The organism is Klebsiella sp. Shm-1, assembly GCF_040804525.1.
Classification (GTDB): Bacteria; Pseudomonadota; Gammaproteobacteria; order Enterobacterales; family Enterobacteriaceae; genus Klebsiella; species Klebsiella pneumoniae.
The window spans coordinates 5,177,537-5,190,582 of record NZ_CP161823.1 but is presented as its reverse complement, the minus strand read 5'-3'; the positions used below and the strand labels follow the sequence as shown (position 1 = coordinate 5,190,582).

7 protein-coding genes, 1 tRNA gene and 3 rRNA genes are annotated in these 13,046 nt (G+C 53.3%); 8 read left to right on the top strand and 3 right to left on the bottom strand.

Annotation, left to right across the window (positions count from 1 at the left end):
* Nucleotides 1–392 precede the first annotated feature (392 nt).
* The 4 genes from AB1E37_RS25280 to rrf all read left to right on the top strand — a co-directional run bounded on the left by AB1E37_RS25280 (nt 393) and on the right by rrf (nt 5,484).
* Nucleotides 393–1,932 (top strand): 16S ribosomal RNA (locus AB1E37_RS25280).
* 85 nt (nt 1,933–2,017) lie between these two features.
* Nucleotides 2,018–2,093, top strand: a tRNA-Glu gene (locus AB1E37_RS25275).
* A 182-nt stretch (nt 2,094–2,275) separates the two neighbouring features.
* A 23S ribosomal RNA gene (locus tag AB1E37_RS25270) occupies nt 2,276–5,177 on the top strand.
* Between the two features lie 191 nt (nt 5,178–5,368).
* A 5S ribosomal RNA gene (rrf, locus tag AB1E37_RS25265) occupies nt 5,369–5,484 on the top strand.
* The 16S, 23S and 5S rRNA genes sit together here with 1 tRNA gene alongside, the layout of an rRNA operon.
* 198 nt (nt 5,485–5,682) lie before the next feature.
* Here rrf and mobB read toward each other — a convergent pair.
* Nucleotides 5,683–6,189, bottom strand: coding sequence for a molybdopterin-guanine dinucleotide biosynthesis protein MobB (mobB, locus tag AB1E37_RS25260; RefSeq protein ID WP_002882596.1), 507 nt, complete (start codon nt 6,187–6,189; stop codon nt 5,683–5,685).
* The gene (gene mobA / locus AB1E37_RS25255) at nt 6,186–6,767 is read right to left on the bottom strand and encodes a molybdenum cofactor guanylyltransferase MobA (RefSeq protein ID WP_032448326.1); all 582 of its coding nucleotides are present in this window, start codon (nt 6,765–6,767) and stop codon (nt 6,186–6,188) included. Before mobA ends, mobB begins: the two co-directional genes overlap by 4 nt.
* Before the next feature lie 71 nt (nt 6,768–6,838).
* On the opposite strand from mobA, the gene AB1E37_RS25250 reads away from it, so the two are divergent.
* The 3 genes from AB1E37_RS25250 to dsbA all read left to right on the top strand — a co-directional run bounded on the left by AB1E37_RS25250 (nt 6,839) and on the right by dsbA (nt 8,821).
* Complete coding sequence (locus AB1E37_RS25250) at nt 6,839–7,108, top strand: YihD family protein (RefSeq protein WP_002882612.1); 270 nt, start codon at nt 6,839–6,841, stop codon at nt 7,106–7,108.
* A gap of 75 nt (nt 7,109–7,183) precedes the next feature.
* Complete coding sequence (locus AB1E37_RS25245; RefSeq protein ID WP_002882726.1) at nt 7,184–8,170, top strand: serine/threonine protein kinase; 987 nt, start codon at nt 7,184–7,186, stop codon at nt 8,168–8,170.
* A 27-nt stretch (nt 8,171–8,197) separates the two neighbouring features.
* Nucleotides 8,198–8,821 carry a thiol:disulfide interchange protein DsbA gene (dsbA, locus tag AB1E37_RS25240; RefSeq protein ID WP_004146224.1) on the top strand — a complete coding sequence of 208 codons (624 nt, stop codon included), beginning with the start codon at nt 8,198–8,200 and terminating at the stop codon, nt 8,819–8,821.
* A 48-nt stretch (nt 8,822–8,869) separates the two neighbouring features.
* Here the strand turns inward: dsbA and AB1E37_RS25235 are convergent, their stop codons facing one another.
* Nucleotides 8,870–9,769 (bottom strand): acyltransferase, encoded by a 900-nt coding sequence (locus tag AB1E37_RS25235; protein WP_004150336.1) that lies wholly within the window; start codon nt 9,767–9,769, stop codon nt 8,870–8,872.
* A 396-nt stretch (nt 9,770–10,165) separates the two neighbouring features.
* Between AB1E37_RS25235 and polA the strand changes: the two genes are divergently transcribed.
* Nucleotides 10,166–12,958 (top strand): DNA polymerase I, encoded by a 2,793-nt coding sequence (gene polA / locus AB1E37_RS25230; protein WP_032448327.1) that lies wholly within the window; start codon nt 10,166–10,168, stop codon nt 12,956–12,958.
* Nucleotides 12,959–13,046: the final 88 nt, after the last annotated feature.

The following is a 13,046-nucleotide window of genomic DNA, read 5'->3' as shown; positions in this document are numbered from 1 at the left end:
TTTTGCGACATTCCTCGCCGCATTGTTGAAAAAAGAGACGGTTGAAAACTTTTTTTGCATTTCCCCTTGTCACCTCAGAATTACTCCCTATAATGCGCCTCCACTGACACGGAACAACGGCAAACAAGCCGCCGGGTCAGCGGGGTTCCGGTGAGAACCTCGCAGAGAAAAGCAAAAATAAATGCTTGACTCTGCAGCGGGAAAGCGTAATATGCACACCCCGCGCCGCAGCGAAAACGAAGCGGCACTGCTCTTTAACAATTTATCAGACAATCTGTGTGGGCACTCAAAGTGACATGGATTCTTAACGTCCTCGGACGAAAAATGAATACCAAGTCTCAAGAGTGAACACGTAATTCATTACGAAGTTTAATTCTTTGAGCATCAAACTTAAATTGAAGAGTTTGATCATGGCTCAGATTGAACGCTGGCGGCAGGCCTAACACATGCAAGTCGAGCGGTAGCACAGAGAGCTTGCTCTCGGGTGACGAGCGGCGGACGGGTGAGTAATGTCTGGGAAACTGCCTGATGGAGGGGGATAACTACTGGAAACGGTAGCTAATACCGCATAATGTCGCAAGACCAAAGTGGGGGACCTTCGGGCCTCATGCCATCAGATGTGCCCAGATGGGATTAGCTAGTAGGTGGGGTAACGGCTCACCTAGGCGACGATCCCTAGCTGGTCTGAGAGGATGACCAGCCACACTGGAACTGAGACACGGTCCAGACTCCTACGGGAGGCAGCAGTGGGGAATATTGCACAATGGGCGCAAGCCTGATGCAGCCATGCCGCGTGTGTGAAGAAGGCCTTCGGGTTGTAAAGCACTTTCAGCGGGGAGGAAGGCGGTGAGGTTAATAACCTCATCGATTGACGTTACCCGCAGAAGAAGCACCGGCTAACTCCGTGCCAGCAGCCGCGGTAATACGGAGGGTGCAAGCGTTAATCGGAATTACTGGGCGTAAAGCGCACGCAGGCGGTCTGTCAAGTCGGATGTGAAATCCCCGGGCTCAACCTGGGAACTGCATTCGAAACTGGCAGGCTAGAGTCTTGTAGAGGGGGGTAGAATTCCAGGTGTAGCGGTGAAATGCGTAGAGATCTGGAGGAATACCGGTGGCGAAGGCGGCCCCCTGGACAAAGACTGACGCTCAGGTGCGAAAGCGTGGGGAGCAAACAGGATTAGATACCCTGGTAGTCCACGCCGTAAACGATGTCGATTTGGAGGTTGTGCCCTTGAGGCGTGGCTTCCGGAGCTAACGCGTTAAATCGACCGCCTGGGGAGTACGGCCGCAAGGTTAAAACTCAAATGAATTGACGGGGGCCCGCACAAGCGGTGGAGCATGTGGTTTAATTCGATGCAACGCGAAGAACCTTACCTGGTCTTGACATCCACAGAACTTTCCAGAGATGGATTGGTGCCTTCGGGAACTGTGAGACAGGTGCTGCATGGCTGTCGTCAGCTCGTGTTGTGAAATGTTGGGTTAAGTCCCGCAACGAGCGCAACCCTTATCCTTTGTTGCCAGCGGTTAGGCCGGGAACTCAAAGGAGACTGCCAGTGATAAACTGGAGGAAGGTGGGGATGACGTCAAGTCATCATGGCCCTTACGACCAGGGCTACACACGTGCTACAATGGCATATACAAAGAGAAGCGACCTCGCGAGAGCAAGCGGACCTCATAAAGTATGTCGTAGTCCGGATTGGAGTCTGCAACTCGACTCCATGAAGTCGGAATCGCTAGTAATCGTAGATCAGAATGCTACGGTGAATACGTTCCCGGGCCTTGTACACACCGCCCGTCACACCATGGGAGTGGGTTGCAAAAGAAGTAGGTAGCTTAACCTTCGGGAGGGCGCTTACCACTTTGTGATTCATGACTGGGGTGAAGTCGTAACAAGGTAACCGTAGGGGAACCTGCGGTTGGATCACCTCCTTACCTTAAAGAACCTGCCTTTGTAGTGCTCACACAGATTGTCTGATGAACGTAAAGAAGCAAGGCGTCTTGCGATTGAGACTTCAGTGTCCCCTTCGTCTAGAGGCCCAGGACACCGCCCTTTCACGGCGGTAACAGGGGTTCGAATCCCCTAGGGGACGCCACTTGCTGGTTCGTGAGTGAAAGACGCGTGCCGATGTATCTCAAAACTCATCTTCGGGTGGCGTTTGAGATATTTGCTCTTTAAAAATCTGGATCAAGCTGAAAATTGAAACGACACACAGTCAATGTGTGTTCGAGTCTCTCAAATTTTCGCAATCAGAAGTGAAACATCTTCGGGTTGTGAGGTTAAGCGACTAAGCGTACACGGTGGATGCCCTGGCAGTCAGAGGCGATGAAGGACGTGCTAATCTGCGAAAAGCGTCGGTAAGGTGATATGAACCGTTATAACCGGCGATGTCCGAATGGGGAAACCCAGTGCAATTCGTTGCACTATCGTTAACTGAATACATAGGTTAACGAGGCGAACCGGGGGAACTGAAACATCTAAGTACCCCGAGGAAAAGAAATCAACCGAGATTCCCCCAGTAGCGGCGAGCGAACGGGGAGCAGCCCAGAGTCTGAATCAGCTTGTGTGTTAGTGGAACGGTCTGGAAAGTCCGACGGTACAGGGTGATAGTCCCGTACACCAAAATGCACAGGTTGTGAACTCGAAGAGTAGGGCGGGACACGTGGTATCCTGTCTGAATATGGGGGGACCATCCTCCAAGGCTAAATACTCCTGACTGACCGATAGTGAACCAGTACCGTGAGGGAAAGGCGAAAAGAACCCCGGCGAGGGGAGTGAAAAAGAACCTGAAACCGTGTACGTACAAGCAGTGGGAGCACCTTCGGGTGTGACTGCGTACCTTTTGTATAATGGGTCAGCGACTTATATTCTGTAGCAAGGTTAACCGTATAGGGGAGCCGCAGGGAAACCGAGTCTTAACTGGGCGTTAAGTTGCAGGGTATAGACCCGAAACCCGGTGATCTAGCCATGGGCAGGTTGAAGGTTGGGTAACACTAACTGGAGGACCGAACCGACTAATGTTGAAAAATTAGCGGATGACTTGTGGCTGGGGGTGAAAGGCCAATCAAACCGGGAGATAGCTGGTTCTCCCCGAAAGCTATTTAGGTAGCGCCTCGTGAACTCATCTTCGGGGGTAGAGCACTGTTTCGGCTAGGGGGTCATCCCGACTTACCAACCCGATGCAAACTACGAATACCGAAGAATGTTATCACGGGAGACACACGGCGGGTGCTAACGTCCGTCGTGAAGAGGGAAACAACCCAGACCGCCAGCTAAGGTCCCAAAGTCATGGTTAAGTGGGAAACGATGTGGGAAGGCACAGACAGCCAGGATGTTGGCTTAGAAGCAGCCATCATTTAAAGAAAGCGTAATAGCTCACTGGTCGAGTCGGCCTGCGCGGAAGATGTAACGGGGCTAAACCATGCACCGAAGCTGCGGCAGCGACACTATGTGTTGTTGGGTAGGGGAGCGTTCTGTAAGCCTGCGAAGGTGTGCTGTGAGGCATGCTGGAGGTATCAGAAGTGCGAATGCTGACATAAGTAACGATAAAGCGGGTGAAAAGCCCGCTCGCCGGAAGACCAAGGGTTCCTGTCCAACGTTAATCGGGGCAGGGTGAGTCGACCCCTAAGGCGAGGCCGAAAGGCGTAGTCGATGGGAAACAGGTTAATATTCCTGTACTTGGTGTTACTGCGAAGGGGGGACGGAGAAGGCTATGTTAGCCGGGCGACGGTTGTCCCGGTTTAAGCATGTAGGCTGGTTGTCCAGGCAAATCCGGATAATCAAGGCTGAGGTGTGATGACGAGGCACTACGGTGCTGAAGTAACAAATGCCCTGCTTCCAGGAAAAGCCTCTAAGCATCAGGTAACATCAAATCGTACCCCAAACCGACACAGGTGGTCAGGTAGAGAATACCAAGGCGCTTGAGAGAACTCGGGTGAAGGAACTAGGCAAAATGGTGCCGTAACTTCGGGAGAAGGCACGCTGGTGTGTAGGTGAAGCCCCTGCGGGTGGAGCTGAGACCAGTCGAAGATACCAGCTGGCTGCAACTGTTTATTAAAAACACAGCACTGTGCAAACACGAAAGTGGACGTATACGGTGTGACGCCTGCCCGGTGCCGGAAGGTTAATTGATGGGGTTATCCGTAAGGAGAAGCTCTTGATCGAAGCCCCGGTAAACGGCGGCCGTAACTATAACGGTCCTAAGGTAGCGAAATTCCTTGTCGGGTAAGTTCCGACCTGCACGAATGGCGTAATGATGGCCAGGCTGTCTCCACCCGAGACTCAGTGAAATTGAACTCGCTGTGAAGATGCAGTGTACCCGCGGCAAGACGGAAAGACCCCGTGAACCTTTACTATAGCTTGACACTGAACATTGAGCCTTGATGTGTAGGATAGGTGGGAGGCTTTGAAGCGTGGACGCCAGTCTGCGTGGAGCCAACCTTGAAATACCACCCTTTAATGTTTGATGTTCTAACGTTGGCCCCTTACCGGGGTTGCGGACAGTGTCTGGTGGGTAGTTTGACTGGGGCGGTCTCCTCCCAAAGCGTAACGGAGGAGCACGAAGGTTAGCTAATCCTGGTCGGACATCAGGAGGTTAGTGCAATGGCATAAGCTAGCTTGACTGCGAGCGTGACGGCGCGAGCAGGTGCGAAAGCAGGTCATAGTGATCCGGTGGTTCTGAATGGAAGGGCCATCGCTCAACGGATAAAAGGTACTCCGGGGATAACAGGCTGATACCGCCCAAGAGTTCATATCGACGGCGGTGTTTGGCACCTCGATGTCGGCTCATCACATCCTGGGGCTGAAGTAGGTCCCAAGGGTATGGCTGTTCGCCATTTAAAGTGGTACGCGAGCTGGGTTTAGAACGTCGTGAGACAGTTCGGTCCCTATCTGCCGTGGGCGCTGGAGAATTGAGGGGGGCTGCTCCTAGTACGAGAGGACCGGAGTGGACGCATCACTGGTGTTCGGGTTGTCATGCCAATGGCACTGCCCGGTAGCTAAATGCGGAAGAGATAAGTGCTGAAAGCATCTAAGCACGAAACTTGCCCCGAGATGAGTTCTCCCTGAGACTTTAAGTCTCCTGAAGGAACGTTAAAGACGATGACGTTGATAGGCCGGGTGTGTAAGCGCAGCGATGCGTTGAGCTAACCGGTACTAATGAACCGTGAGGCTTAACCTTACAACGCCGAAGATGTTTTGGCGGCGGATTTGAGAATTTTCAGCTCTGATTCAGAGTCCGAAGGATTTTGCGCTGAGACAAGGCGGCAAACGACGCGATGGAAGGAGCATACATAAGTATGTGACTGACACTCGCGAGAGCAGCCAACGCAGTATGAGCGCAAAAGACACAGGACGAGCACAAAGAATTTGCCTGGCGGCACTAGCGCGGTGGTCCCACCTGACCCCATGCCGAACTCAGAAGTGAAACGCCGTAGCGCCGATGGTAGTGTGGGGTCTCCCCATGTGAGAGTAGGGAACTGCCAGGCATCAAATAAGTGAAGAGCCCATCCTGCCGGATGGGCTTTTTGCGTTTCTGTCGTCCGGCCAGCGTGCCGGCATGTCTCCCCGGTGGCGCTGCGCTTGCCGGGGCTACGGATCCGACACGGGGCTACGTCCCTGTGGCCGGACAAGGTGCGCAGCACCGCCTCCGGGAAAATCCCTCCTATATCACCGTCGATAAATGACTATTGCCTCTCTAACCAACTCACAATAAATGTCGCGATCTGTGGTACATCATTTAAATCCAGCAGCGGAAGTGAGGTCGCGATCGATACATCGCTGGCCACGGCGATGGTATGCTCATCAATTACCAGCTCTTCTACACGATGGCCGCTGTTTTGCCGAAAAAGCAGGATCTTCGGCACGGGTTCATGTTTGAACCCCTCCACTAAAACCAGGTCCAGTTTGCTGGCATCCATTCGACTGACCAGCCACGTGAGATCTAATTCCGGCTTCTCTGGCGTCTCGGTCATCAATGCCCACCGCTGTTCGCTGGCGACAATAGTTTGCGCAGCGCCCGCCTTACGCAGTTCATAGCTATCTTTGCCCGGCTTATCCACGTCCATATCATGATGGGTGTGCTTTATCAGTCCCGGGCGTAATCCTAGAGCGCAAAGCTCAGGGATAAGACGCTTTAATAATGTTGTTTTTCCGGTACCGCTCCATGCGGCGATCGCCAGTAATGGGATCATGATGGCTCCTGCATCTGCTGCAAATCTTCGAGCGTATTTACATTAATGAAAGCAGTTTTCACATCGCTGAAATTCACCGGGCGCCCACCCATTTGTCGCATAAAAACCATCACCCTGCGCTCTCCATGTGCCAGATAAGCCTCCAGTTCCGGAATGATTTGACGATGAACTAATGCAACGGCAGGATGATCCCGTTCGCCGTCATGGGCCCAAACGACCGGTGCGTCCCCTCTCTGCTGGATAAAGCGCTCCACCAAAAAGGACGGAATGAACGGCGTGTCGCAGGGGCAAAAAACAAACCATGGGCTCGCGACCTGCTGCATCACAGCAAGCATTCCGGCCAGCGGCCCCTGATAACCCTCCTGTATGTCTCGAAAGACCGGATATCCGCTGGCACGCCACTGTTCAAGATGACGATTGGCGCTAATGACTAACTCATCTACCTGCAGGGCTAATGCTTCCGCGACGTGTCGCCAGAGAGGGCGACCATTTAGCGCCTGTAATCCTTTATCAATGCCGCCCATCCGCGTGGCCCTGCCGCCCGCCAGCACGACGCCGGTTATCGCCTCGCTTTGCATATGAATATCGCCTCTTTCATTGTGGGATTGACCCTGTTAACTTGTCCCTATCAAGAGTAAGGAGCATGACCATGAAATGTAAACGTCTGAATGAAGTAATTGAACTCCTCCAGCCAGCCTGGCAAAAAGAGCCTGAACTGAACCTGATGCAATTTTTGCAGAAGCTGGCGAAAGAGGCCGGCTATGATGGCGAACTGAGCGATCTTTCCGACGATATTCTGATCTATCACCTGAAGATGCGCGACTCTTCCAAAGATGCTGTCATCCCGGGTATTCAGAAGGATTATGAAGAGGACTTTAAAACCGCGCTGCTGCGCGCCCGCGGGGTAATAAAAGAGTAAAAGGTTGTAAGCGCTACCGCGTAAAGTGCAATGAGATGATATCCTGAACTATTCGTACGATTATCGGATGTCAGGATGCACGATAAGGCTTTTACTTTTCAGACGCTTCGCCCGGATACCATTATCGATGGGTTATTCGATCTGGGTATGCGGGTGGACTCCGGTCTCACCCCGCTAAACAGCTATGAGAACCGCGTTTATCAGTTCCAGGACGAAGAGCGCCATCGCTATGTGGTAAAGTTCTATCGTCCTGAGCGCTGGTCCGCAGAACAGATCCTTGAAGAACACCAGTTTGCGCTTCAGCTTGTAGAAGATGAAGTGCCCGTTGCTGCGCCGCTCTTATTTAATGACAGCACGCTTCATCAGCATCAGGGATTCTACTTTGCCGTTTTCCCAAGCCTTGGCGGTCGTCAGTTCGAAGCGGATAACCTTGATCAGATGGAATGGGTTGGCCGCTATCTGGGGCGCCTGCACCAGACGGGCTGCAAACAGCGCTTTACTGCCCGCCCGGAAATTGGCGTGCAGGAGTACCTGCTGGAACCGCGTCAGGTGTTTGAGCAGGCGACGCTGATCCCCTCTGGCCTGAAGGCCGATTTCCTGAAGGCGACCGATAAACTCATTGCTGCCGTCATGGAGCAATGGCACGGCCGCGGGAACACGTTGCGCCTGCACGGTGACTGCCATGCCGGTAATATCCTCTGGCGCGACGGACCACTGTTTGTCGACTTAGACGATGCGCGTACCGGCCCGGCGATTCAGGATCTGTGGATGCTGCTCAACGGCGATAAGGCTGAACAGCGTATGCAGCTGGAGACTATTGTCGAGGCCTATGAGGAATTCAGCCCCTTTAACAGCGATGAAATCGCGCTGATTGAACCTTTACGCGCTATGCGACTGGTTTATTATCTGGCGTGGTTGCTCAGACGCTGGGACGATCCCGCTTTCCCGGTCAATTTCCCCTGGTTAACCGGGGAGGATTACTGGCGGGGGCAGACGTCGACTTTTCTTGAGCAGGTGAAGGTTCTACAGGAACCCCCGCTTCAGTTAACGCCAATGTATTAATGTGATATATCCAGGAGAGAGTAAATCATGAAAAAAGTTTGGCTGGCGCTGGCTGGTATGATTCTGGCTTTTAGTGCATCCGCTGCCCAGATCACCGACGGCAAGCAGTACATCACCCTTGATAAGCCGATAGCTGGCGAGCCGCAGGTGCTCGAGTTCTTTTCGTTCTACTGCCCGCACTGCTACCAGTTTGAAGAAGTGCTGCATGTCTCTGACAATGTGCGTCAGAAACTGCCGGAAGGCACTAAAATGACCAAATACCACGTTGAGTTCCTGGGTCCGCTGGGCAAGGATCTGACGCAGGCATGGGCGGTGGCCATCGCGCTGGGCGTTGAAGACAAAATTACTGCGCCGATGTTCGAAGCCGTGCAGAAAAACCAGACTGTGCAGAGTGTGGCTGACATTCGTAAAGTGTTTGTCGATGCTGGCGTGAAAGGGGAAGACTACGATGCCGCATGGAATAGCTTCGTGGTGAAATCTCTGGTCGCTCAGCAAGAGAAAGCGGCAGCCGATCTGCAGCTGCAGGGCGTACCGGCTATGTATGTTAATGGTAAATACCAGCTGAATCCGCAGGGGATGGACACCAGCAATATGGATGTCTTCGTCGCTCAGTATGCGGATACCGTGAAGCAACTGGTAGAGAAGAAATAAAAAAAACGCCGGTCACTGACCGGCGTTACTTTATCTGTTTTGCAATAGCTACCGTTCTTTGTCCCTCATGATGTCAGTCAACTGACGGTCTTTCTCTTCCCATAGGCCATTCAGCCAGCGCTGGAAGCTGCGCTTAAAGTTCTTATCGTTAACGTAATCGCCGTGCAGCTCTTCGCCAATAGGGACCAGATTGATACGGACCACAATGCGCGTCAGGCGGCCGCTTAACATATCGTAAAATGGTCTTGTATGATTATCCGGGTAGCACAGCGTGACGTTCAGCAGTTTATCGAACTGCGAACCGAGTACGTTGAGCGCCATGGCGATACCAGCGGCTTTCGGCGGTAACAGGTTGTGGTAAGGAGAGCGCGTTTCGCGCTTTTTTTCTTCGGTAAAACGCGAGCCTTCCACAAAATTGACGATAGTCGTCGGATGCGCGCGAAATTTTTCACACGAACGGCGGGTGGTTTCGACATCTTTACCGCGGCGCTCCGGGTGACGAATAAGATAGCTGCGCGAGTAGCGGCGCATAAAAGGCATATCCAGCGCCCAGCAGGCGAGGCCAATGAAGGGTACCCACGCCAGCTGTTGTTTAAGGAAGTACTTATTCATCGGAATATGCTTGCGGAACAGCACGCACAGCACCACGATGTCTGCCCAGCTGTGGTGGTTGCTGATCAGCAGATACCAGTTCTTTTTGTTCAGGCCTTCCAGACCCTGGACGTCCCATTTTAGCCAGGGATTGAGATGCAACAGCAGCGCCAGCCCTTCGCACCAGCAGTACATCATAAAATTGCAAAAAACGGATATAGAGCGCCATACCGCTGGAATGGGGACCAGCAGTTTAATCAGCCCGGCGACGATGATCGGTACAGAGCAGATAATGGTGACTAAGATGGTTAAGGCGATACTCAGCGGAAGTGTTATCGCAGCGAGTAATCTCGACATAGTTAGTTTATTCAGAAAGTTAGGCTGACAAAGAGCGCCTTTAAGCTGCGCAAGAGGCTGATTTTACCAGAAAACGCGGCAAATGACGGGTCTTACCAGAACAGAAAAAAACAAGGATCTTCTATCCACATGGAAGATTAGGTCATCAAATTAATGCCAGGATCGTTGATCTGTTTTTAAGTGGTTGATAAATAGTAAATAATACTATTTATTCATTTATTTTCAGGGGCGGATAAGCTGACGTTGTAAAACTATACACAAAGTTATCCACAAGCTAAGTTGTCGCGCGATCGCGACGATCGTTGAATCTTTTCCGCGAATTGCGGGAAAAATTCAGGATTTCATGCCCGTCTGTGGCATCCTTTATCCATAATCTGATAAACAGGCACGGAAATTATGGTTCAGATCCCAGAAAACCCTCTCATCCTCGTTGACGGCTCCTCCTATCTTTATCGGGCGTATCATGCGTTTCCGCCGCTGACTAACAGCGCAGGGGAGCCCACCGGGGCTATGTACGGCGTACTGAATATGCTGCGCAGTTTGATACTGCAGTATCAACCGACTCATGCCGTCGTGGTCTTTGATGCGAAAGGGAAAACCTTCCGTGATGAATTGTTCGAGCATTACAAATCTCACCGCCCGCCGATGCCGGACGATCTGCGCGCGCAGATTGAGCCGTTGCATAAGATGGTGAAAGCGATGGGGCTGCCGCTGATGGCAGTCCCGGGCGTCGAAGCTGACGATGTGATTGGCACCCTGGCGCGGGAAGCGGAAAGGGCAGGTCGCCCAGTCCTGATCAGCACCGGCGATAAAGACATGGCCCAGCTGGTGACGCCGGGCATCACCCTGATCAATACCATGACCAACACTATCCTCGGGCCGGATGAGGTGGTTACTAAGTACGGCGTCCCGCCGGAGCTGATTATTGATTTCCTGGCGCTGATGGGCGACTCCTCGGATAACATTCCCGGCGTGCCGGGCGTGGGCGAAAAGACCGCCCAGGCGCTGCTGCAAGGCCTCGGCGGCCTTGATACGCTGTATGCGGAACCGGAGAAGATCGCTGAACTGAGCTTCCGCGGCGCGAAAACGATGGCGGCGAAGCTCGAGCAGAACAAGGACGTGGCTTATCTCTCTTATCAGCTGGCGACCATCAAAACCGACGTCGAGCTGGAGCTCACCTGCGAAGAGCTGGAGGTGCAGCCGCCGGCGGCAGACGATCTGCTGGCGCTGTTCAGACAGTATGAATTTAAGCGCTGGACCACCGACGTTGAGGCCGGAAAATGGCTGCAGGCTAAGGGGGGCAAACCGGCTGCGAAACCTGCAGTGCCTGCAGCAGCGGCAGAAGCGGAAGAAGAGGTTGAAGCCGCTACTGCACTTTCAGCAGAGCATTATGTCACTATCCTTGATGAGGCTACGCTGCTCACCTGGATCGATAAGCTGAAGCAGGCGCCGCTCTTTGCCTTTGATACGGAAACCGACAGCCTGGATAACATCTCCGCCAACATGGTTGGTCTTTCATTCGCTGTTGAGCCAGGCGTGGCCGCCTATGTCCCGGTAGCGCATGATTATCTTGATGCGCCGGATCAGATCCCGCGCGAGCGCGTGCTGGCGCTGCTTAAACCGCTGCTGGAGGATGAGAAGGTGCTCAAGGTCGGGCAAAATCTCAAATACGATCGCGGCATTTTGGCTAATTACGACATTGAGCTGCGCGGGATTGCGTTCGATACCATGCTCGAGTCTTACATTCTCGACAGCGTGGCGGGCCGCCACGATATGGACAGTCTTTCCGACCGCTGGCTGAAACATAAAACCATTACCTTCGAAGAGATCGCTGGCAAGGGTAAGAATCAGCTCACCTTTAACCAGATTGCGCTGGAAGAGGCTGGTCGCTACGCGGCGGAAGATGCCGACGTTACGCTCCAGCTGCATCTGAAGATGTGGCCGAAGCTACAGCAGCATGAAGGCCCGCTGAATATCTTCCAGCATATTGAAATGCCGCTGGTGCCGGTGCTGTCTCGCGTTGAGCGCAACGGCGTTAAAATCGACCCCGCCGTGCTGCATGCGCACTCGCAGGAAATTGCCCAGCGCCTGGTTGAGCTGGAGCAGCGAGCACATGAGATCGCCGGGGAAGCGTTTAATCTCTCCTCCACCAAACAGCTGCAAACGATCCTGTTTGAAAAACAGGGTATCAAGCCGCTGAAGAAGACGCCGGGCGGTGCGCCGTCCACCTCTGAAGAGGTGCTGGAAGAGCTGGCGCTCGATTATCCGTTGCCGAAAGTGATTCTGGAGTATCGTGGGCTGGCGAAGCTGAAGTCGACCTATACCGATAAGCTGCCGCTGATGATTAACCCCAAAACGGGCCGCGTGCATACCTCCTATCATCAGGCGGTCACCGCCACCGGCCGTTTGTCGTCTACCGATCCAAACCTGCAAAACATTCCGGTGCGTAACGAAGAAGGGCGCCGTATTCGCCAGGCGTTTATCGCGCCGGAAGATTACGTCATTGTCTCGGCGGACTACTCGCAAATCGAGCTGCGCATTATGGCGCACCTGTCGCGGGATAAAGGCCTGCTGACCGCCTTCGCGGAAGGGAAGGATATTCACCGGGCGACGGCGGCTGAAGTATTTGGCTTACCGCTGGACAGCGTCAGCAGCGAACAGCGGCGTAGTGCGAAAGCCATCAACTTCGGTCTGATCTACGGCATGAGCGCCTTTGGCCTGGCCCGCCAGCTGAACATCCCGCGTAAAGAAGCGCAGAAGTACATGGATCTTTATTTCGAGCGTTATCCGGGCGTCCTGGAGTATATGGAGCGCACCCGCGCACAGGCGAAGGAGCAAGGGTATGTTGAAACGCTGGATGGCCGTCGACTCTATTTGCCGGATATCAAGTCCAGCAATGGCGCTCGTCGTGCCGGCGCGGAGCGTGCGGCGATTAACGCCCCGATGCAGGGGACGGCTGCGGATATTATCAAGCGGGCGATGATTGCCGTTGATGAATGGCTGTGGAGCGAGAAACCTCGCGTGCGGATGATCATGCAGGTTCACGATGAACTGGTCTTTGAAGTGCATAAGGATGAGCTCGATGCCGTATCGAAAAAGATCCACGAACTGATGGAGAATAGCACTACGCTGGCGGTACCGTTGCTGGTGGAAGTGGGCAGCGGCGAAAACTGGGATCAAGCGCACTAAGTATACAAAGCGCAACGCGATTTTCTGTAAGTAAGCAACATAACTTATAGAGTTTTGTGAGGATCATTTGAATTTGCTATGTAAATAG

Bases quoted from the DNA above. Each gene is read 5' to 3' on its own strand.
- mobB (WP_002882596.1), bottom strand. From the start codon at position 6,189: ATGATCCCATTACTGGCGATCGCCGCATGGAGCGGTACCGGAAAAACA.
- AB1E37_RS25235 (WP_004150336.1), bottom strand. From the start codon at position 9,769: ATGTCGAGATTACTCGCTGCGATAACACTTCCGCTGAGTATCGCCTTA.
- AB1E37_RS25245 (WP_002882726.1), top strand. From the start codon at position 7,184: ATGCACGATAAGGCTTTTACTTTTCAGACGCTTCGCCCGGATACCATT.
- mobA (WP_032448326.1), bottom strand. From the start codon at position 6,767: ATGCAAAGCGAGGCGATAACCGGCGTCGTGCTGGCGGGCGGCAGGGCC.
- dsbA (WP_004146224.1), top strand. From the start codon at position 8,198: ATGAAAAAAGTTTGGCTGGCGCTGGCTGGTATGATTCTGGCTTTTAGT.
- AB1E37_RS25250 (WP_002882612.1), top strand. From the start codon at position 6,839: ATGAAATGTAAACGTCTGAATGAAGTAATTGAACTCCTCCAGCCAGCC.
- polA (WP_032448327.1), top strand. From the start codon at position 10,166: ATGGTTCAGATCCCAGAAAACCCTCTCATCCTCGTTGACGGCTCCTCC.